Source organism: Mycobacterium colombiense, from assembly GCF_003284935.1.
In the GTDB taxonomy this organism is placed as follows: domain Bacteria; phylum Actinomycetota; class Actinomycetes; order Mycobacteriales; family Mycobacteriaceae; genus Mycobacterium; species Mycobacterium arosiense_A.
This window is the reverse complement of sequence record NZ_QMEV01000054.1, coordinates 1-20,868: the sequence shown is the minus strand read 5'-3', so window position 1 is coordinate 20,868 and position 20,868 is coordinate 1. Positions and strand designations below refer to the sequence as shown.

The 20,868-nt window shown below is 68.3% G+C and carries 19 protein-coding genes and 1 pseudogene; 8 read left to right on the top strand and 12 right to left on the bottom strand.

The features are described 5' to 3' along the window. The first annotated feature begins 28 nt into the window (after positions 1-28). The 4 genes from DQP57_RS20140 to DQP57_RS20125 are packed head-to-tail and all read left to right on the top strand — an operon-like array spanning position 29 to position 5,423. Positions 29-997: an enoyl-CoA hydratase/isomerase family protein gene (locus DQP57_RS20140; protein WP_112634474.1), complete on the top strand. Its 969-nt coding sequence runs from the start codon at positions 29-31 to the stop codon at positions 995-997. Between the two features lie 19 nt (positions 998-1,016). Continuing rightward, positions 1,017-3,368: a CaiB/BaiF CoA transferase family protein gene (locus tag DQP57_RS20135; RefSeq protein WP_112634473.1), complete on the top strand. Its 2,352-nt coding sequence runs from the start codon at positions 1,017-1,019 to the stop codon at positions 3,366-3,368. Beyond that, positions 3,365-4,126: an SDR family NAD(P)-dependent oxidoreductase gene (locus DQP57_RS20130; RefSeq protein WP_112634472.1), complete on the top strand. Its 762-nt coding sequence runs from the start codon at positions 3,365-3,367 to the stop codon at positions 4,124-4,126. Before DQP57_RS20135 ends, DQP57_RS20130 begins: the two co-directional genes overlap by 4 nt. A gap of 19 nt (positions 4,127-4,145) precedes the next feature. Then, the gene (locus tag DQP57_RS20125) at positions 4,146-5,423 is read left to right on the top strand and encodes a hypothetical protein (protein WP_112634482.1); all 1,278 of its coding nucleotides are present in this window, start codon (positions 4,146-4,148) and stop codon (positions 5,421-5,423) included. Here DQP57_RS20125 and DQP57_RS20120 read toward each other — a convergent pair. The 6 genes and pseudogenes from DQP57_RS20120 to DQP57_RS20095 form a co-directional block, all read right to left on the bottom strand. Further along, positions 5,420-6,781: an HNH endonuclease signature motif containing protein gene (locus DQP57_RS20120; RefSeq protein ID WP_112634471.1), complete on the bottom strand. Its 1,362-nt coding sequence runs from the start codon at positions 6,779-6,781 to the stop codon at positions 5,420-5,422. The two genes, DQP57_RS20125 and DQP57_RS20120, sit on opposite strands and share 4 nt — an antisense overlap. A 78-nt stretch (positions 6,782-6,859) precedes the next feature. Continuing rightward, on the bottom strand, positions 6,860-7,978 hold the full coding sequence (locus DQP57_RS20115) for a M24 family metallopeptidase (RefSeq protein WP_112634470.1): 1,119 nt from the start codon (positions 7,976-7,978) through the stop codon (positions 6,860-6,862). Then, a complete protein-coding gene (locus DQP57_RS20110) occupies positions 7,968-9,203 on the bottom strand; it encodes a M24 family metallopeptidase (protein WP_112634469.1) in 1,236 nt (411 codons plus the stop codon). The genes DQP57_RS20115 and DQP57_RS20110 overlap by 11 nt, the downstream gene beginning before the upstream one ends. Continuing rightward, positions 9,200-9,604 (bottom strand): annotated as a pseudogene (locus DQP57_RS20105) (amidohydrolase family protein); the annotation flags it as partial. The gene DQP57_RS20110 and the pseudogene DQP57_RS20105, both read right to left, overlap by 4 nt. Before the next feature lie 14 nt (positions 9,605-9,618). Then, entirely contained in the window at positions 9,619-10,842 is a 1,224-nt protein-coding gene (locus DQP57_RS20100) for a cytochrome P450 (RefSeq protein WP_112634468.1), read from the bottom strand. Next, positions 10,839-11,561 carry a TetR/AcrR family transcriptional regulator gene (locus tag DQP57_RS20095; RefSeq protein WP_112634467.1) on the bottom strand — a complete coding sequence of 241 codons (723 nt, stop codon included), beginning with the start codon at positions 11,559-11,561 and terminating at the stop codon, positions 10,839-10,841. Before DQP57_RS20095 ends, DQP57_RS20100 begins: the two co-directional genes overlap by 4 nt. 135 nt (positions 11,562-11,696) lie before the next feature. Here DQP57_RS20095 and DQP57_RS20090 point away from each other — a divergent pair, with 135 nt between their 5' ends. Beyond that, positions 11,697-12,173, top strand: a complete 477-nt coding sequence (locus tag DQP57_RS20090) for a nitroreductase family deazaflavin-dependent oxidoreductase (RefSeq protein ID WP_112634466.1) — start codon at positions 11,697-11,699, stop codon at positions 12,171-12,173. A 41-nt stretch (positions 12,174-12,214) separates the two neighbouring features. On the opposite strand, the gene DQP57_RS20085 is transcribed toward DQP57_RS20090, so the two are convergent. The 3 genes from DQP57_RS20085 to DQP57_RS20075 form a co-directional block, all read right to left on the bottom strand. Further along, the gene (locus tag DQP57_RS20085) at positions 12,215-12,706 is read right to left on the bottom strand and encodes a DUF2231 domain-containing protein (RefSeq protein WP_112634465.1); all 492 of its coding nucleotides are present in this window, start codon (positions 12,704-12,706) and stop codon (positions 12,215-12,217) included. Positions 12,707-12,734: 28 nt separating this feature from the next. Beyond that, positions 12,735-13,352, bottom strand: a complete 618-nt coding sequence (locus tag DQP57_RS20080; RefSeq protein WP_112634464.1) for a hypothetical protein — start codon at positions 13,350-13,352, stop codon at positions 12,735-12,737. 115 nt (positions 13,353-13,467) lie between these two features. Next, the gene (locus DQP57_RS20075; protein ID WP_112634463.1) at positions 13,468-14,280 is read right to left on the bottom strand and encodes a SigB/SigF/SigG family RNA polymerase sigma factor; all 813 of its coding nucleotides are present in this window, start codon (positions 14,278-14,280) and stop codon (positions 13,468-13,470) included. 855 nt (positions 14,281-15,135) lie between these two features. Between DQP57_RS20075 and DQP57_RS20070 the strand changes: the two genes are divergently transcribed. After that, positions 15,136-16,056: an SDR family NAD(P)-dependent oxidoreductase gene (locus tag DQP57_RS20070; protein ID WP_112634462.1), complete on the top strand. Its 921-nt coding sequence runs from the start codon at positions 15,136-15,138 to the stop codon at positions 16,054-16,056. Positions 16,057-16,088: 32 nt separating this feature from the next. On the opposite strand, the gene DQP57_RS20065 is transcribed toward DQP57_RS20070, so the two are convergent. Both DQP57_RS20065 and DQP57_RS20060 read right to left on the bottom strand, forming a co-directional pair. Continuing rightward, positions 16,089-16,724: a cutinase family protein gene (locus tag DQP57_RS20065; RefSeq protein WP_205869183.1), complete on the bottom strand. Its 636-nt coding sequence runs from the start codon at positions 16,722-16,724 to the stop codon at positions 16,089-16,091. A gap of 219 nt (positions 16,725-16,943) precedes the next feature. Next, a complete protein-coding gene (locus DQP57_RS20060; protein ID WP_112634461.1) occupies positions 16,944-17,615 on the bottom strand; it encodes a TetR/AcrR family transcriptional regulator in 672 nt (223 codons plus the stop codon). A 206-nt stretch (positions 17,616-17,821) separates the two neighbouring features. Between DQP57_RS20060 and DQP57_RS20055 the strand changes: the two genes are divergently transcribed. After that, positions 17,822-19,588, top strand: a complete 1,767-nt coding sequence (locus DQP57_RS20055; protein ID WP_112634460.1) for an N-acyl-D-amino-acid deacylase family protein — start codon at positions 17,822-17,824, stop codon at positions 19,586-19,588. A 31-nt stretch (positions 19,589-19,619) separates the two neighbouring features. Here DQP57_RS20055 and DQP57_RS20050 read toward each other — a convergent pair whose 3' ends face one another. Then, complete coding sequence (locus DQP57_RS20050; protein ID WP_112634459.1) at positions 19,620-20,219, bottom strand: TetR/AcrR family transcriptional regulator; 600 nt, start codon at positions 20,217-20,219, stop codon at positions 19,620-19,622. Between the two features lie 118 nt (positions 20,220-20,337). On the opposite strand from DQP57_RS20050, the gene DQP57_RS20045 reads away from it, so the two are divergent. Further along, the coding region (locus tag DQP57_RS20045) for a class I SAM-dependent methyltransferase (protein ID WP_133259273.1) at positions 20,338-20,868 on the top strand (531 nt) is incomplete at its 3' end.

The window sequence follows — 20,868 nt, the reverse complement described above, 5'->3', positions numbered from 1 at the left end:
GCCAACCCCCAGTGAAAGAAGAAAGCCCATGCCCGAATACGACTACGAAAAGCTGAAGAAGGAAGCCGAGCAGTACATCAAGTTCGAGAAGGACAAGAAGAACCGGATCGCCTACATCACGTTCAACCGGCCGGAAGAGCTCAACTCGGCCACGCTGGGCATGCGGCAGAACTACGCGGACCTGATCCACAAGTGCAACGTGGACGACGACGTCAAGGTGGTCGTGATTCGCGGCGAGGGCCAGGATTTCGGTAGCGGCGGCGACCTGCCCGAGCAGCGTCCGATGCTGGAGAACCCCGGCCTGCCGCTGCACCACGAGCTGGCGATCAACGATGACGACGTCAAGTACCCACCGGGCGGCTCCTACCGCTACCTGTCCACCGTCACCGACTTCTACGCCAAGGCCCGCGCCGGAAACCGTCCGCTGCAGGAGCTTCGCAAGATCAGCATCATCGAGGCCAAGGGCTACTGCTACGGATGGCACTTCTATCAGGCCGGCGACGCCGACCTGGTGATCTCTAGCGACGACGCCCTGTTCGGGCATCCGGCCTTCCGTTACGTGGGTTGGGGACCGCGGTTGTGGTGGTGGGCCGAGACGATGGGCCTGCGCAAGTTCTCCGAAATGCTGTTCACCGGACGGCCGTTCAGCGCCAAGGAAATGTATGACTGCGGATTCGTCAACAGCGTGGTGCCGCGCGACCAGCTGGAGGCGGAAACCGAAAAGTACGCGCTGGCATGCTCGAAATCGCGCCCGACCGACACCGTCGCCGTGCAGAAGACCTTCCTCGAGCTCTACAAGCAGCACAAGGGCGAGTACTTCGGCAGCCTGCTGACCGGCATGGTCGAGGGCATGTTGCCGATGATCAAAAACGACGCGGAAGAGGTCAACCTCACGGGGGGCACCTTCGAGAAGGGCCTCAACAATGTGGTCAAGGACAACGACTTGAACTTCCCGCCGGAGTGGCGCCTGAGCCGCTCGGGCCGCGCGAAGCCCTGACCGTTTTGGCGGGGCGTGCATGTCCGCGCTGACGGGTGTCCGGGTCGTCGAGTTAGCCGAATCCGTCGCGGGGGAGTACTGCGGAAAGCTGCTGGCCGACTTCGGCGCCGAGGTCGTCAAGATCGAGGCGCCGAAGCGCGGCAGCGCAACCCGCGCCATGGCGCCCGTCCTCGCCGACGGGTGCGACGGCAGCGCCCTGTTCGCCTACCTCAACACCAACAAGCGCTCCGTCGTCCTCGATGTCGGGTCGGCGGCCGATGTCGAGCGGCTGCACCGCCTCATCGACACGGCCGACGCCGTCATCGAAGGCGGGACCGCGGACTGGTCCGCGCGCCACCCGTCCGTGGTGTTCTGTTCCATCACGCCGTACGGCGACGGCGTGGCCGCCGAGTTCGACAACGCCCGAGGCATCAACGTCTTTCACGCCAGCGGCTGGGGTTACCACACACCCAGCCATCCGGACCCGGGCAAGCCGCCGCTGCAGGGACCCGGCCGCTTCCTGGCCGACTACGAGGCGGGGCTGGAGGCGGCGCTGTGTATCGCGTCGTCGTTGTGGGGACGCCTGCATACCGGTGAGGGCGAGTCGATCGACGTCTCGCAACAGGCCGTGCTGGTCTCCCGCGCCGATTGCATCCTGGGCCGCCTGGTCACCGGCGAGGTGCCGGCCGCCGGCGAGCGCGGGGACTACGACCAGGCGGGGCCGGCCTCGTTCTTCGCCTGCTCCGATGGTTACGTCTACTTGTACATGACCAGCGTAGCCCACTGGGCCGGGGTGAAAACCCTGATGGGACAGCCGGAATGGCTCGGCGGCTTCGAGGACGACTGGTTGGAGTTCTCCGTCACCACCGAGAAGGTCACGAGGTTTCAGCGCGGGTTCGCCGCGTGGGTCGCCGGCCTACCCAAAGAGGAGGCCTCGGAACGGGCGCAGCGGCTCGGCGTGCCGCTGGTGCCCGTCAACGGCGCCGCGGACCTGCACCAGTCGCCGCAGTACCGCCATCGCGGTTTCTTCCAGCGGGTCCGCCACCCCGTGCTGGGCGAGGCTGCGTATCCCACGGTACCGTACGCGTTCAGCGCATCGCCCGCCCGCATCGCCAGTGCGGCACCGACGCTCGGCGAGCACACTCGGTCGGTGATGGCAAGCCTCGACACCCCGCGGGCCCGGCCGGCGGTCAAGCAAGCACAACTCAAACCGCCCAAGCGCCCGCGGGGCGGACCGCTGCACGGCGTGCGGGTCGTCGAGCTCACCAAGGTCTGGGCCGGCCCGTACGCCGGCAAACTGCTGGCGATGCTGGGCGCCGAAGTCATCAAGGTCGAGACGGCCGACAACCCCGAGGAGATGCGCGCTTACGGCGGCACCGACGTCAACCATGCTCCCTATTTCTTGAGCATCAATCCCGAGATCCTCAGCGTGGACCTCGATATCAAGTCGGCCGACGGGATGGCGCGGCTGCGCGAGCTCATCGCCCGCAGCGACATCGTCATCAACAACCTGCGCCCCGGCACCATGGAACGCCGGGGCCTCGGGTATCCACAGCTCACCGAGATCAAGCCCGACATCATTTCCGTGTCGATCAAGATGTGGGGCAACGACGGGCCGCTGGGCCACCAAACCGGTTATGCGCCTTGCTTCGCGGCGCTGGCCGGACCGGCCTCGCTGGTCGGCTATCCCGAGGGTCCGCCGCTGGGGACCAGCATGCGCTACGGCGACTCGACGGTGGGGGCCGCCGCGGCCTATGCCGCCGTCGTCGCGTTGCTGCATCGGGAGCTGTGCGGCGCAGGGCAATTCGTCGACGTGTCGGCGGTGGAAACCCTCTCCTCGATGATCGGTGACTGCCTGCTGGAACAGGCGCTGACCGGCCGGCGATTGGGTCCCACCGGCAACCGCCACCCGGACATGTGCCCACACGGGTGCTACCCGTGCGCAGCCGGCGGGTGGATCACGGTGGCCGTCGCGACCGATGCCGAATGGCTCCGGCTATGCGAGGCACTCGACGCCGCGACACTGGGTGACGATCCCCGCTACGCCACCGGCGATTCGCGCCACCGGCACGCCGATGCGCTGGACGCGGACCTCGCCAGGCTCACCCGAGACCGGGACGCCGAGCGGCTCGCGCGGTGCCTGCGGGCGGCCGGAGTGCCGGCCGCCAAGAGCGCCACCGCCGTGGATGTGATTGGCGATCAACGGCTGTGGGACCGGGAGCTGTACCGGTTCGTCACCGATCACCGCGAGGGCCAGCGACCGGTGCTCGGGCCGTCCTGGCGAATGGCGCGCAACCCCGCGCGGATCGAGCGCGGCGCGCCCGACCTGGGCGAGGACACCGACTACGTTCTACACGAGATACTCGGCACCCAACCGATGGGCGGAAGATGACGACACTGGCGCGCACTGCGGCCCTGGTCACCGGCGCCAGCAGTGGCATCGGCGCGGCGACGGCCCAGGCGCTGGCCGCCCACGGCGCCGCGGTCGCCGTGCTCGCGCGCCGGGCCGACCGGCTGGACGAGCTGCGAGGCCGGATCGAATCCGCCGGTGGCACAGCGCTGGTCTTGACCGCCGACGTCACCGACGCCGAACAGGTGGCGTCGGCCGTGCGGCGCACCGTCGCGGAGTTCGGGCGCCTCGACATTCTGGTGAACAATGCCGGCCTGATGGCCTCGGCGCCGGCGACCGAGGCGTCGCTGCGCGACTGGGACCAGATGGTGTCGGTCAACGTGCAGGGCGTCCTCTACGCGACCCGCGCGGCGCTTCCCCACCTGATCGGGGCGGCCGCCGATTCACCGCGCGGCGTGGCCGATCTGGTCACCATCAGTTCCACCGCCGGCTGGGTGGCCCGGCCGAACACCGCGGTGTACTCGTTGACCAAATTCGGGGTGAACGCGTTCAGCGAGGGCCTTCGCCAGGAGGTGCTGGGCAAGCGGGTCCGGGTCGGGGTGGTGGGGCCGGGAACCGTCGACACCGAGATCTTCAGCCACCTGGCCGATGCGTCGCGGGAGGCGTTCGAACGGCAGACGGCCGGCATGGTCATGTTGCGGCCGGAGGACATTGCGGATGCGGTGTTGTTCATGGTGACTCGTGACCGCCGGGTGGCGGTCAATCACATGTTGGTGCGCTCGGCCGAGCAGACCTGGTAGCGGCGTGACGTCGGGCTGGGTGATCGGTGATCATCACGGATTGCCGTTGCCGGCCGACCCCGCGTCGTTGCGCCGCGGCGGAGCGGCGTTTCTGACCGACGCCTTTCGGGCCTCCGGGGTGCTCGTGCGCAACGGCGTCGCCCGGATCGGCGACTTCCGGGAGGTCAGCGGCGGCAGCACCGGGCGCAAGGTGGTGCTGTCGGTCGAATATGACCGGCCCGCACCGGAACTGCACACCGAGCTGTTCGTCAAGTTCTCGCGTGATCTCGACAACCCGGTGCGCGACCGCGGAAAGACGCAGATGGAGGCCGAGGTTCGGTTCGCCTCCTTGGCACGAGCCCCCGGATTCCCCATCGCGGTGCCCAGCCCGCAGTTCGCCGATTACCACGGTCCAACCGGCACCGGGATATTGATCACCGAGCGAATCGGATTCGGTACCAACGGGATCGAACCTCAGTATCACAAGTGCCTCGACTACGAGATGCCCGAGCCGCTGGAACATTATCGCGCGCTGCTGACCGCGCTGGCGCGGCTCGCCGGCACGCACCGGTCCGGCCGGCTGCCCGCGGACCTGACCGCGCCCTTTCCGCTGGACGTGCGGGCCGCGACGGTGGGAGAGCGGACGCCGCTGCCGGCGGGCAGACTCGAACGGCGGCTCGCGCGGCTGGCCGAATTCATCGGTGCCCACCCCGGGCTGGTGCCCGACGGCGTCGGTACGCCAGATTTCCTGGCGCGCTTGGCCGAGGAGGCGCCCCGGCTGGCCCGCCACGAGGATGCGGTAGCCGACCATCTGGCCGCCGACTCCGATTACGTCGCTTTGTGCCACTGGAACGCCAACATCGACAACGCGTGGTTCTGGCGTGAGGCCGGCGGCACGTTGCGCTGTGGATTGATGGACTGGGGATGCGTCGGCCAGATGAACCTGGGCATGGCTCTGTGGGGGGCCATGTCCGGCGCCGAGAACGAGATGTGGGATGCCCACCTCGACGACCTGTTGGCACTGTTCATCGCGGAGTTCGAGCGCTGCGGCGGTCCACGCCTGGAGCCGGACCGGCTGCGCCGGCACACGCTGTTGTACGCGGCGGTGATGGGGGTCGCGTGGCTGCTGGACGTTCCGGCGTTGATACGCAAGCGATTCGACCACACACCGAGTGACCGGACGGATCCGCGGATCAGGGGCGACGAGGGCGTGCGCGCGCCCCTGCAGATGCTGTCGAACCTGCTGCTGCTATGGCAGCGAAACCCGCTCGGCGACCTGCTCGACGAGGCACTGGACGAGGAAGGGCGCGTCGCCTAGGGTACTTCGTCGTCGCCGTCCTGCAGCAGCTTTTCGGGATGGTGAAACCTGTTGACGCGCGGGCGGCCGCGGTCCAGATGCGGCGGCGGCAGCCATTCCGTATCGCCCTTGGCGTTTCTGCGGGTGGTCCAGCCCCCGGGTTTCAGCAGGCGGTGGTGGGGCCCGCAGGCGAATGTCAGCTGGTTGACGTCGGTGGTGTGGCACTTGCTGTAGTCGGTGACGTGGTGGACTTCGCAGTAGTAGCCGGGCACGGTGCAGCCCGGGTTGGAGCAGCCGCGATCCTTGGCGTACAACACTATTCGCTGTCCCGGGGAGGCGAGGCGTTTCGTGTGATACAGGGCCAGCGCCTTGCCCTTGTCGAAGATCGCCAGATAGTGGTGGGCGTGGCGGGCCAGGCGGATCACGTCGCTCATCGGCAGAATGGTGCCCCCGCCGGTCAATCCCCGCCCGGTGGCGGTTTCCAGCTCTTGGAGGGTGGTCGTGACGACGATGGAAGCCGGCAAGCCATTGTGCTGACCCAACTCTCCGGAGGCCAGCAACGCGCGCAACCCCGCGTTGAGTCCGTCGTGGTTGCGTTGACTCGCTGATCGCGCGTCGTGCTCGATGGCTTCCTGGGTGGGCGCTGCGTCGACGCACGGGGTGTCGTCCAGGGGATTGCACATGCCCGGTGCGGCGAGTTTCGCCAAGACCGCTTCGAAGGTAGCGCGCGCTTCGGGTGTCAGCCAGCCGCGCACCTGCGACATGCCGTCGGCCTGCTGATTGCCCAGCGTCAGGCCGCGCTGCCGAGCCCGGTCCTCGTCGCTGTAGTTGCCGTCGGGGTTCAGGCAGTCGGCCAGGATGTCCGCCAGCTTGCCCAGTTGCTCGGGCCGATACCGGGTTCCCTCGACGGCGAGCTTGGCCTCGGCTTGCTCGCGGGTCGGTGCATCTATCCAGCCGGGCAATTGGTGGTAGAACTTACGGATCACCGCCACCTGGCCGGATCCCAGCGTGCCGTCGCGTTGGCCAGCCGCGGTGGCGGCCAGGGCCGGAGCCACGGGTTCGCCGGTGAGGCCGTGCCGCGCACCGAGATCCCGCGCCTCCTTGATACGGCGGGACGCTTCCGAGCGGCTGATCAGCGTTGTCTCCGCGATGGCATGCGACAGGGTGCCGCCGAGCTCCTCGGACGGGGCTTGGCGGGCAAGGGAATTGATCAGCGGGTGCTCGATGGCCGGCAGCCGGCGGCGCACCTTCTCGCAGCGGGCCAGCACCGCCAACTGCTCGCGGGTGGCCAACGCATCACAGTCGTATTCGACCAGCTCGTCAACGGCGGCGTCGATGACGTCAAACGCCGCGGACAGGGCCTCCCGGTCTATGCTCACACCCCGAAGCTACCGGGGCCCACCGACAAAAAACGCCGACGCGTGACCACTGAAACCACAGTGGCACAAGTGATTTGGTCATCCCCAGGCCGGACTTCTGGTCAGCACGTCGACCCCACCCTCGGTGATGTGCACGGTATCCCGGCGGAACACCGCGCCCACGCCGCGTTGCCACACGTACCCCGTGATCGCCAACACCATCCCGGCCTCGAGCACGTGGTGTTCGCCCGCGGCCACGAGGGTTTCGGACACCACCGGGGGGTCGAATCCCAGGCCCAGCCCGTGCGCGACCGGCATCGGTGGGATCGGCTCGTCGGCCGCCTCGTACGCGGCGAGCAGACCGCTGGTGGGCGCGCCCGCGCGACAGGCGCCAAGCATCGTGTCGTACAACCGCTTCGAGCGCTCGAAGAGCGTGCGTGCCTCGCCGGTGACGGCGTCGCCGGCTGGCCAGGTGCGGCCGACCTCGGCGACGTAGCCATTGGCCAGCGCGCCCGCGGCGAAGGCGACGAGGTCGCCCGGCCGGACCTCGCGCGCGGCTGCGCGGCGCCACGGGTGGTCGGGTGACGTGACCCACGCGGCATCCTGGGTGGCCGGCGTGCTCACCCCGCCGGCGGCCATCGCCTCCATCATCACCCCGGCCAGCGTCCGCTCGGAAACGCCCGGCGCCAATTCGCGCAGGGCGGTGGCCAATCCGCGTTCGGCGACGCGCAAGGCCTGATCCATCGCCGCGATTTCGTCCGGCGTCTTGATGCGCCGCGCCGCCCGCATCGCGGGCTCGGCGTCGACCAGCTCGGCGTTGGGAAACGCCTCGGGCAACAACGCCGCGAAAGTCGGTGTGATCGCATCGGTTCCGACCCGCCGCGCCGCTTCGGCGCCGTCGATCTTCCTCAGGACGTCGATGAGCGTCATGGGGTTCCAAGCCAGCCCGTAGAGGTGGTCGTGGCCGATCTCCTCCGGCACCCCCTCGTCGTCGGTGCTGTTGAGGTAGATGTCGCCCGTGTCGCGCACCAGTACGCACATCGGGCCGAACGGGCGGGTGCCGGCGATCCACAGTTGCGGGGCGCCGGTGACATAGCGGATGTTGGCCTGCCTGCCCAGCACCAGGATGTCGAGGCCGTGCTCCTCCATCTGTGCCAGCGCCCGTTGCCGTCGGCCCGACCGCAATTCGCGCGCGTCGGGCAGAACCTCAGTCGCCATAGGGGGTATAGGGGTAGTCGGTGATCGGCGCGTAGCCGTCCTCGGTGATCACCACGATCTCCTCACTGCGGTAGCCTCCCGTGCCGTCCTCCCACATCACCGGTTCCAGAACCAGCACCATGCCAGGCGGAAAGACGAAGTTGTCGTCGAACTCCTCGCCGAGATCCGTTCCGATCATCGGCGCCTCGGCCGGATACGTGCCGATGCCGTGCCCCAGATAGAAATGCGGCAGCCACGGTTTGCGGCCACCGTTCGCCGCGATCGCAGCGCGAGCCAAATCGCCCGCAGTCACACCGGCTTTGGTGACGGCGAGCACGGCGTCCAGGACCGTGCGCCACTGCCGGAACTGATCTTGCTGCTGCGGTGTGGGTTGCTCACCGACGATCCAGGTGCGGCCGAAGTCGGAACAGTATCCGTGGTAGGTGATGCTGATGTCGGTCCACAGTACGTCGCCGGCGGACAGCTCCCGGTCGGTCGGGAGCAGCGGCAGCGCGAGATCGCCATGCGTCGTCCACACGCCGGCTTCGCGCGAACTCGGCATCACCTGCCAGATGGCCTCGAGCATGTTGGTGGTGGCGCCCAGTTCGAACGCGCGACGAACGAAGGCGGCCGACAGGTCGATCTGTCGTACGCCCGGCTTCAGCGCCTTCTGCACGTCGACGATCGCCCGTTCGGTGATGCGTGCCGCCCTGCGCAGACAGGACAGCTCGTCGCGGGTCTTGACCAGTTGCGCGGCGCCGAGCACGATCGCCGCGTCCGTCGGGGGGGCACCCGGGAACAGCGTGGACGCCGACCGGCGCATGGCACCGGTGAGTTCGTCGACGGCGACGCGGGCGCCGGGCGGGATGAGGCCGGCCAGTCTGCGCGCGAATTCCTCTACACCCGAATCGAACTCGAGATAGGCCGGGCCGTGCAGGTGGTCGTCGGGCACGGGGTACTCCGCGGACGCCCCGCTGCGGAACGGCATGAACAGGTGCGGATGCACGTCGTCGGCGAGCACGACGGCGACGGGGCGCTCGACGTGGGACAGCCCGGCGTCCAGCAACGGCCAGCTGGCCCCGGTCGCGTATCCGACGTAGCCGTTCATCAGCAGGATCAGGGCGTCGACGCCGTGTTCGGACATCGCGGATCGCAGCCGCGCTCCGGTCTCGGTGCGCATGCGGGCCCACTCCGGCTCCTCGGGTACGTCGAGCACCGAGGCGCGGGCGGTCGCCGACTTCGTCATGCCGAGATCCCCAGGAATTTCCTGATGTTGCCGCCGACCACCCGAACGGCGTCCTCGGCGCCGACGGCGTCGACCACCGCCGCCAGCGACCGCTCCGAATAGCCGAAAGTGCTTTCGTTGTGCGGATAGTCGGATGACCACATCACCTTGTCGATCCCGATCTCGTCGATCTGGCGCAACCCCAGCGGATCGACCATGAACGAGGCGCACATGTGCCTATCCCAGTAATGGCGGACCTCCCGCTCGGGTTGGTGTGCCAGCATGTGCCGGTAGGAGGCCAGCACGTGCTCGGCGTCCTGCAGGGCCGTCGGCACCCAGGCTATTCCGCCCTCGAACCAGCCGATCCGCAGCCGCGGATGCCGGTCCAGAATCCCGCCGAAGATGTACTTGGAGAACATCTGGTAGAGATCGGGTTTCACCATGTCACGGGCAGCTCGTAGAGACCGTAGGCCAGCGCGTCGTGCTTGAACGGAAGCTCATCCAGCGAGACGGCGAGCCGCAGGGTCGGGACGCGGCGCAGCAGCGTGGGCAGCACGATCTGCAATTCCATGCGGGCCAGCTGCTGACCCACACACTGGTGGCGTCCGTACCCGAACCCGACGTGCGGTCCGTCGTCCCGCAGCAGGTCCAGCCGGTCGGGGTTGGGGAATTGGCGGTCATCCCAGTTCGCGGGCGCGACGTCGAGGATGATGCCGTCACCGGCGCGGATGGTCTCGCCGCCAATCTCGATGTCCTCGACGGCGATTCGGCGCTGTCCGGTCTGGATGATGCTCAGATAGCGCATTAGCTCTTCGACCGCAGTCGCGATGACCTTCGGATCGTCGGCGTCGCACAGGAGCGCCCGCTGGTCGGGATGTTCGAGCAACGCCGCGATGCTCAGGCTGATCATGTTGGCGGTGGTCTCATGCCCGGCGATCAGCACACCGGTGGCCAACTGCGCGGCCTCGCGCACGCTGATCTCTTCCGCATTGACGCGCTCGGCGAGGTCGGACACCAAATCCTCTGAGGGGCTTTGCATCTTGGTCCGAACCAGGTTGGCCAGATACTTCGCCAACGAGGCGGCGCCCTGGGCGGTGTCCTCCTCGGTCGCGTAGCGGCCCATGCCCCGCTTGGCCTGGGTCTGGAAGAACTCCGCGTCCTCGTACGGCACGCCCAGCAGCTCGCTGATGACCAAGGAGGGGACCGGCAACGACAAGGTGCTGACGATGTCGCCGGGCTTGGGGCCCGCCAGCAGCGCGTCGATGTGGTCCTCGGTGATCTTTTGGACCGCCGGCCGCAGCGCCTCAACCCGCTTGAAGGTGAACGGTTTAGACAGCATCCGGCGAAACCGGGTGTGTTCCTCGGCGTCGGAGGTGAACACCGAGCGTGGGCGCTTGTGCACCGTGGCCAGCATCCCTTCGTTCCAGTGCGGATAGCCGGGCAACCGGTCGTCGACGCTGGTGCGGGAATCGGTGAACAGCGCGCGTATCGCCTCGTAACCGTGGATGAGCCAGGGGGTGCTGCCGTCCCAGATCCGCACCCTGCTCAGCTGCTTGTCGGCGTTGAGCGCCAATATTTTCGGAGGCGGGGCGAACGGGCAGCCGGGTGCCCGGGTCATCGGAAACTCCGGGATGTCTGTGGCGGTGGATCCTGCGGTCATCGTGCTCCTCGGTGGGGGGCCTGCGCGGTGGTCTCTGCTGGCGGGCCGCCGGCCGTGCCCACGTGGACCGGCGCGCGCCACAGGCCGACGATCGCGTCGATCAGGCCTTCGCCGGCCACCGGCCATGCCGAACGCGCCCGCGGCCCGTGTTCGGCGAGTGCACCCTCGTGTTCGGCGCAGGTGTGCATGAGCAGGTTGCGCACCATCACCATCCGTTCGGCGCGTACGCGTTTGGGCAGCTCCGGCAGGCAGCGGTCGATGCCGTCGAGCGTGCGCACCAGCAACGGCGACGCCAGGGCGTCTTTGGTGACCACATGCCGGTAGGTGGGGTCGGCCATGGCTTGCGCGGCGAAGCGGGCGTACCAGGTCGGGGTGCCCAGGGCGGCAAGATGATCGGTCAGCGGTCGCACCAACGCGCCGACCCAGTCGCGCAGCTCGGTCGAATCGCCGATGGCGCCCAGCATCTGGGCGCGCAGTTCCTCGATCGGCTCGCGGTGCTTGCTCTCGATCGCGCGCAGCAGGTCGACCCGGGTGCCGAAGTGGTAGCACGCCGCGGCGTTGTTGCCCTGCCCGGCCGCTTCGCTGATCTGCCGGTTCGACACGGCGTACATCCCGCGTTCGGCGAGTAGCACCTCGGCGGCCGACAGGATCGCCTCTCGGGTGCCTGTCGACCTGTCGGAGCGGGCGACCCGCTCAGCAGTCATCGCCTCAGTGAACACGCCGCGCCGTGTTAAATCAAGCCATTTATTTATTCGGGGCCGGGCGGCCTCGAGCGATCAGCGAAACTCCGGTTCGTCAGCGGCATTTCATCGCGGTGATGCCTCGATCCGGAACCCGGGGCATACAGTCGTCGCATGAATCCGCTGCAACGGTGGGCCCGCAACCCGACGGTCTACCGCTTGCTGATCCTGAACGCACACCAGGTCGTGGAGTGGCTCGAAGCCGCCCTTCGCTTCCTGACCAGCGGGCGGCTCGGTGTTTTGGACTTGGCCGGCCTACCCAACGTGCGGATCACCATCTCGGGACGCAAAACCGGTCTCGCCCGCAGCGCCACCGTGCAATACGTGCCGCTTGACGGCGCCCTGTTGGTGATCGGATCGAACTGGGGACGCGCGCACCACCCGTCCTGGTCTGCGAATCTCAAAGCGGCGCAACGTGTCACAATGCGCCGGCGCGGACGCCGTTGCGTGGCGACGGTCCGCCTGCTCGACGGCGCGCAGCGTGATGAAGCCTGGGGCAAGGCGCTGGCGTACTGGCCGAACTATCGCGTCGCCCAGGAACGCGCCGGCCGGCGCCGATTTCGGCTGTTTCTGCTCACGCCGGCCGGGTGAATCCCACAGCGCCCCGGCGCGCGTTGCCGCGAGGGTGACCGTCAGCCCGGGTGATTCTTGGTCAGGCGGGCGATCTCGGTGCCCCAGACGGATTGAGCACCGGCGTCGCCTACCCGGTAGATCTGGATCATCGACGAGATCCCGACCGCCAGCACGACTATCGCGACCAGTATCCGGATGGCGGTGCGGCCGGCGCCCGGTTGCCGTTCGGTCATTCGCAAGACGACGAGCGCGACCGCGGCCGCCAGCAGCGCCGCGGAGAAGTAGGCCATCAGGCTGCCCCGCTCGGCGTGTTCGCGCAGGATCGGGCTGGGATTCGCCCTCAAGTCGTAGAGCCATCCGCCGGCGTTGATGGTGATGGGCGTCAAGACCATGGTGACCACGGCCAGGATCAGCGTGAGCCACAGCAGGTGCCCGCGGCGGGCGGCCGGCCATAACCCGCAGACGATCACCAGCAGGGCGGTCAGAGGCACGAGTGCCAGGACGAAATGCAGCAGCAGGGCGTGAGCCGGCATGCCGTTGATGACGTTCATGGCGTCCCTCGGGGTGGTGGCGCGGCGCCTAGCCGCCGAGCCCCTTCTTGATGGCCGCGTCCTGCTTCTGGCCGACGTCGTTGACGAAGTCCGGCGGGGCCAGCGTGTCCGTCGGCCCGTCGAATTCCAGTGTGGCGAGCGCCCTGCCCTCGGTGAAGAGCAGGATCACCACACCCTTGCTGCGGTCGGGGGTGTTGCCCATCAGCATCGTTCCGCCGCTGCCGATGTTGGACGGTTGCGTGGTGGGATCTTTGATCGCACCGCCTTGCTGGCCCTTGGCGGCGTTCAGCGCGTTCGTGGCGGCGTCGGCGTCGTCGTAGACGCCGATGGTGACCTTGATGGCGTGGCTGCCGTCGTCGTCCTTGAAGGTGGTCGCCACGCCCGGCTGGCCGTTGGGGTTGCCGGTCGGGGGAGCGCCGGTGAAGGGGACCGGGGCGTTGATGTCACTGGCCTGGATCAGCAGCTTGGTGTACTCGTTGGGCTGCGCCGGCGCCGAGCTGGGGCTGCTGGGGGCGGAGGTCGCCGAGGTAGCCGATCCCGACTTCGACGGCGACGGCTGCGGTTTGTTGTTGCCGCAGCCGGCGACCGATACCGCCAGTGCGGTCGTCGCCGCGACACCGGCGAGCACCGTTCGTGACATCCTCATCGCATCGAGCTCCTTCCAGGTTTCCTGGCGACTACGTCGGGTCGTCCCTCGAATCGCACAGTACAGTGCTGCGCGGCAGGAGATGCCGCGCAGCGTCCTGGGGGAGTCGCCCGCGTTACTCGAGCCGATCGCGCAGGCAGCTCAGCGTGTTTGCCAGGATGCGCGACACCTGCATCTGGGACACGCCGATGCGCTCGGCGATCTGGCTCTGCGTCATGGAGTCGAAGAACCGCATGCGCAACACGTCGCGTTCGCGCTCGGGCAGGGTGGCAACCAACACCCGCAGCGCTTCCCGGTTGGTGATGTGTTCGATCTGCGGATCGATGTCGCCGACCGAGTCGGCCACCGAGCGCGGCGTTCCCGAGCTGTCGGCGCCCAGCGGCGCGTCCAGAGAATCGAGCCGATAGGCGTCGCCCGCAACGAGGCATTCGACGATCTCCTCGCGCGGGACCTCGAGCGCCTGCGACAGCTCTCCCGCGGTGGGCGCGCGCCCGAGTTGTTGGGACAGGTCCGCGGTCGTCCTGCTGATCTGCACGTGCAACTCGCGCAACCGCCGCGGGACGCGCATCCCCCAGCTGTAGTCGCGGAAGTACCGCCGGACCTCGCCCATCATCGTGGGCACCGCGAAGCCGATGAAGCTCGGACCCTTCGCGGGGTCGAAGCGATTGACCGCGTTCATCAAACCCAACCGCGCGACCTGAATCAGGTCCTCGAGACCCTCGCCCCTGCGGGCGAAATGGCTGGCCACGTGGTCGGCCAGCGGCAGGCATCGGGACACAATGCGTTCGCGCTGGTGGGCGTATTGGTGCGATTCGACGGGCAGCTGCTGCAGCGCCAGGAACATTTCGACGACGTCGTCGTACGAATCATCGGATTTCGTAGTCCGCGGGGTCCGGGCCGGACGGGTTGCAGAAATTACATTGGTCATCGGCTGGCGCACCCAACGTTCACTCGAAGAATCGGGTAAACGGTTGCGCGAGAACAAGTTTGCATTGCTGACTCCTAGAGTCGTCTGCAGCGAAGGCTTGCGGCTATGCGCACGTGCGGCCCCCGACTGCATCTCGATCCGCGGGATGGTCGATTGCCCAACGCACAACGAGAGCCAAACGTGACTGGGGCTGATTTCGCCGGAGCCATACCAAGCTCAGTAGCCATGCGGCTGAACTGGCAACCGCTTTGAGCTAAACGGCGACGCGTCCACAACGGACTTCATTAGAGACTATACGCCCCCTCGCATCATCCGGCGATCGGTTGGGGCAACGAATTCGATTGGTTTATGAACAGTTTCCACGGTGTACCAGTGGCCGTCCGGCAAGCCGCGGGCACGGGGCGCCACGCCTTCCTGAAGGCCGACGCGGCACCCCGAGCTGCGGTGTTATCGAGGGTGCGCCGACCGCGGGTGAAGAGTCCGACGACGTCGGCAAACAGATCGGGGTCGATTCGTGCCCACTTTCGCTGGAACTGATTTATTCGCCGGTGACACCCGGCGGAGCATTCGCGGCGATTGCCGGGCGGGGCGGCGCGGGCCGCACCCGATGCCGCCCGCGGTGCGTTTTCGCAGCGGAGCGGCCCCGCCGGCGTGCCCCACCGTAAGGTGGTGCGGGGTTGCTGGCGCCGCGCGCGACGGAAAATGGCGGTGTGCGCTCTCATTCGTGAGTCGGCTGGGTACTGTTCGCCTAATGTTCGTCACCACCGCCGAGCGCGTGCCGATCAACTGCCCGCGAGAGCACTTCCTGGGCAACGCTTTACGCAGCGCGCGACACAGCCCCCGCCGGAGCCCGCGATGAGCCGCAACGGTCCGGAAGGCCCGCTGTCGGATCACGGCGTGGTGGTTTCGGGCGGCAGCCGCGGTATCGGACGTGCGGTCGCCGAGCTGCTGGGCGGCCTCGGCGCGGGCGTCGTCGTCAACGGGCGCGACGAACACGCCGTGCAGGAAACCGTCGCGGCGATCACCGCGGCCGGCGGGCGGGCGCGCGCGGTGGTGGGCGCCGCGGACGACGAGCGCGTCGCCCGACGCCTCGTCGAGGAATGCCTGAGCGCGTACGGGCGGTTGGACACCCTGATCAACTGCGCCGGGATCGCCGAGCCGCCCGGTTCATCGATCCTGACGATCTCCCCGGACGAGTTCGACCGTCTGATCAGCGGGCACCTCGGCACGGCGTTTCACACCTGCCGCGTGGCCGCTCCGGTGCTGGCCGCGCAGGGGCACGGCGCCATCGTCAACACCAGTTCCGTCGCGTTCCTGGGCGACTACGGCGGCACCGGCTATCCGGCGGGCAAGGGTGCCGTCAACGGCCTGACGATGGCGATCGCCGCCGAGCTGAGGCCCTACGGCGTGCGGGCCAACGTGGTGTGCCCCGGGGCCAGGACCCGGCTGTCGACCGGTGCCGACTACGAGCAGCACATCGAAGACCTGCACCGCCGCGGGTTGCTCGACGAGATGACCATGCGGGCGTCGCTCGACAGCGCGCCGCCCGAGTTCGTGGCGCCGGTCTACGCCTATCTCGCCAGTGACCTCTCGCGGGATGTGACGGGCCAAATACTCGTTGCCGCAGGCGGTTTCGTGGGAAGCTTCGACCGCCAGACGCCGCGGCTGCTGGGCTACCGCGATCACCATCAGGCCGGGCCGTGGTCGGTGCAGGAGGTGCACCAGATGGTCGGCGGTTCGCCCGCCGGAGCGCCGGACGGAAAGCCGGCGAACTAGCGGCGCCTGAGGCGGTCGGGGCGGAAACGCGGTCAGGAGAGGCGATTGGCCGCGAAATCGGCCGCCTGGTCGACCATGCCAGCCTCGACGTACTGGCGGTGCGCGGCGGGGTTGCCGGCACCGGAACACACCGGATCGCCGGGCACGCACAACTCGAGGGTCTTCGCCGAGTAGAGCGGTCCGATGGTCACCGGCGGTTCGTTGATGATGCTCATGAACTGGCTCGACGGCTTGCCGAACAGCGCCACGGCGGCCACGTGGTTGGCCACTTCGGCCGGCATCGGCTGCAGCGCCTGCACCAGGTGCACGCCGTCGGGCACGGCGCTTTCGGTGACGAAGCCCATCACCGCCGCGCCCTGCGAGTAGCCGCCCAGCACCATCTTGGTGCGTGGGCAATTCGCGGCCATCTGCTCGACGTGATTGCCGGCGTCGCTGATGCCGTCGGCGGCGGTGGGAAAGTCGGTGGTGGCCGGGTAGTTGACCGGATAGACACCCACCGACTTTCCGCCGACGTGCGAGCGCAGGGTGTCGACGAAGTTTTGGCCGATGCGGCCGACGCCAGGAGGCTCGGTGGTGCCCCGCGCGAAGACGACCTCGACGTCGGGGCATGGTTCGGCGGACGCCGGCGCGACCGGGCCGATCAGCGGAGCCGAAATCGGCGACAGCACAGCACAAATCAACACAGCGAGCGGATGCGCCTTCACATCGCAATCCTGCCACAGGACGGCGCGGCGCGCGCGTTGGGCGGGACGTCCCGGCCCCGGATGTGACGAAGGCCTCCGGATCGCGTCACCGCCCGCGACGGGCGGCCCGGATGGCGAGGCCACGGGGTGGCCAGACATCAAAGCAGATGTGTATGGTCAGGTCGGGTGGGCTCCCGCCCGGGGTCAGGATGCTTTCGACGACCGGCGGCGCGTGTGGGGCGGCTCGGGCGTGCCGAGCCCGTCCATGGCGCGCACCAGCTGCGGGTAGGCGATCGCCGGCCCGATCCAGCGGGTGAGGTAGCGGCGCAGATCGGCGCCGCCGCGCGGTGGCCGTCCCGGGTCGGTCAGGAACGAATGGAGCACCCGCAGCGAGAATTCGTTCAGCTCGTCCAGACCCGCTTCATCGAAACCGTAACGCTCCCAGTCGATATCGTAGCGGTGCAGCATCGAACGCCCGAAGGCCAGCGCGGTATCGGAGATGATCGAAACCTTCTGGCCGCCGCGGTGGCGCTGGTTGAGCACGAACTCGACTTGGTTGTCCGAGGCCAGCTCTTCGACGGCGAAAGCCATTCCCTCGGTGATGGCGACGACCGGATCGGTGACACCTTCGAGATGGGCCGCCATCCGATCGAGGAAGCCGTCGGCCGACCGCATCGCCGACGCCACCAACAGGGCCTGCGTGCCGGGGAAGTACCGATAGACGGTCTGGCGGGTCACCCCCAGCGCCCGCGCCACGTCGGCGATCCGCATCGCCGAGCCGCGTTCGTCGATGATCTTGTCGGCGGCGTCCAGGATGCGCTCGATCGCCTCCGCATCCGACGCCGGCGTGTTTCCCGCCCAACCGTGACTGCGCATGATTAACGGACGGCAAACCCGTAGCCGATGAACCCCACAGCTGGATCATAACGTCTGCCGCGGCGCCGTCGTTGCTGGCTAACCGCGCAATCGGGCGCCGGATAACGCGGCAGGACAAAACGCACGTTATGTATGATCACTGCGGATCTCCGAGGCAGCGGCCCGACGGCTTCCCCACGCGCCCGGAGCAACAGAAAGGCCGACCGATGCAGTACGACACCGTGATCGCCAACGGACGCTGGTTCGACGGGCTGGGCGGGCCGTCGGCCTACCGGGACATCGGCGTGCGCGACGGCCGGGTCGTCACCGTCGCCGAGGGGCCACTGGACACCACCGGCGCCCGGGTCATCGACGCCACCGGTCAGTGGGTGATTCCCGGCATCATCGACATCCACACCCACTACGACATCGAAGCGCTGTGCGAGCCAGCGCTTTCCGAATCGCTGCGACACGGCGTGACGACCGTGATGCTGGGGTCCTGCTCGCTGTCCACCGTGTACCTGGACAACGTCGACGCGGGCGACATCTTCGGCCGCGTCGAGGCGATTCCGCGGCGCTATGTCATCGAACAGCTCAACGCCGCCCGCTCATGGAACAGCCCCAAGGAATACGTGGCCGCGCTCGAGCAGCTGAACCTGGGTCCCAACATCGCGGCGTTCATCGGGCACTCCGACCTGCGCGCCGCGACGATGGGCCTGGACCGGGCGACCCGCAAGGACACCCGCCCGTCGGCGGCCGAACTCGCGCGAATGGAGTCGATGCTGGAAGAGGCCCTCGACGAGGGCTTCGTCGGGTTGTCCTCCCAGCAGCTGCTGTTCGACAAACTCGACGGCGAGGTCTGCAGGTCGCGCACCCTGCCGTCGACCTACGCCAAGCCGCGCGAACTGCGGCGCCTGAACGCCATCCTGCGGCGGCGCGACAAAATCCTGCAGTCGGGCCCCGACATCAAGAACCCGTTGTCGATCGTGTCCCAGCTGGCCACCTCGCTGGGGGTGGGGCGCCCCCGATTGAAGACCAGCCTGCTGTCGGCCGCCGACGTCAAGTCCCTGCCGCCGGTCATCTACCTGATGGACTGGCTGGCGCGGACGGTCAATGCGCTGGGCGCGGATTTCCGCTGGCAGCATCTTCCCGTGCCGTTCGAGGTCTACGCCGACGGGATCTCGCTGGTGATCTTCGAGGAGTTCGGCTCCGGCGCCGCGGCCCTGCACCTGGCCGACGAGATCGCCCGCAACGAGCTGATGCGCGACGAAGAATACCGGCGGCAGTTCCGCAAGGACTACGACCAGAAGTACGGGCCCCGGGTGTGGCACCGCGACTTCTTCGACGCCGACATCGTGGCCTGCCCCGACGAATCGGTCGTCGGTAAATCCTTCGGGCAGGTGGGCCTGGACCGCGGCGGCCTGCACCCGGTCGACGCGTTCCTCGACCTGGTGCTCGAGCACGGCGAGAAGCTGCGCTGGCGCACCACGATCTCCAACCACCGGCCGGAACTGCTCAAGAAGCTCGCCCAAAGCCCGGGCGTGCAGATGGGGTTCTCGGATGCGGGCGCGCACCTGCGCAACATGGCCTTCTACAACTCGGGGCTGCGGCTGCTGCGCCACGTGCGCGACGCCGAGAAGCAGGGCACGCCGTTCATGTCGGTCGAGCACGCCGTGCACCGGCTCACCGGCGAGCTGGGCGCCTGGTACGAGCTCGACGCCGGCACGCTGCGCGAAGGCGACCGCGCCGACATCGTCGTCATCGATCCGGAAAAGCTCGACGAGTCTCTCGACGCCTACGCGGAGCATCCGGTCGAGTCCTACGGCGGGCTGTCGCGGATGGTGAACCGCAACGACGACACCGTCACGGCGGTCCTGGTGTCGGGAAACCTCGCCTTCGGTGCGGGCAAGGCGTCGCCAGAGCTGGGCGAGAAGCGATTCGGTGAGTTCCTCCGCGCGGGCGGCTCGGTGCGCAAGCCGGCCTACGCCGGCTAGCCAGGCTTATTGCCCTGGGGCGCACCGGTTTTCAGGCCACGGAGGCTCCCAGGATGAGGTTGACGGCCTCGTCGAGCTGGCCGGAGATCTCGGCGAAACTGACGAACCGGGCGGTCATCAGCGCGCCCGAAAAGGTCATCTGCAGCGTGGATTTCACGGCCCGGGGCCAGCCCGGACCGAGCGCGGCCCCGATCCGCTTGGCCACTTCTTCGCCGATCTGTTCACGAATCGGCGTGACCGCGGGATCGTCGGCCATCAGAGCCGCGCCACAGGCGGCGGTCAGCTCCGGCTCGTCGGCGACGACGACCGCCATGTCCCGCAGGGTTGCGCTCACCCGAGTCTTCGTCGTGTCGTTGACGTCGGTATGCAGCGGCAACTCCCGCAGGAAACGCAGATACACCGCCGCGACCAGCGCGCTTTTCGACGGGAAGTAGGTGTAGGCGCTGGCCGGCGACACCCCGGCGCGTGTCGCCACCGCGCGCATCGTCAGGTTCGCGTACGACGATTCCCGCAACTCCGCGAGCCCGGCATCGAGCACCTTGCGGATGGTCTGCCCGGGGCGGCGGTCGGACCGGCGGGCCGCGCCGGCCGATTTCCCGGCAACCGCCGGGGACGACGCATCTCTAGACACTCGTCCAGTGTAGGAACGCCCCTGCCGCCAACAACATCCATCCAGCGCGGTCGGCGTGATCGCGGCATCGTAATAACGGACAGGTGTCCAGAAGCATTGCGGCCCTAGAGTGGCGGCTATGGGCGAAGCGGACCGGCGTCGCTGGGACGAACGATACGCGGCCAAGGGGCCGCCGTCGTTGAGTTCCATTGCGCCGCCCGGCGTTTTCGCGGGCCACGCGGAGGTGTTTCCCGAGGCGGGCCGGGCCCTCGATCTGGCCTGCGGACAGGGGACCGGCTCGGTCTGGCTGGCGGCACGCGGCCTAGAGGTGATGGGGTTCGACGTCTCGCCGGTGGCCATCGGCCACGCGCGCGACCTGGCCCGGCGGGCCGGCGTCGGTGACCGCTGTCGATTCGACGTCGTCGATTTCGACGGCGGTCTGCCGACGGGGCCGCCGGTCGATGTCGTCCTGTGCTGCAGGTTCCGGGACGCTCGCCTCGACCGGGCGATCATCGAACGGCTGGCGTCCGGCGGGCTGCTGGCGATCGCCGCGCTGAGCGAGGTCGGGGCGAGCCCGGGTCCGTTCCGCGCCGCGGCCGGCGAACTGCTCGCCGCCTTCGCCGGCCTGGAGCTGATCGGAGCCGACGAGGGCGACGGTCTGGCGAAGATC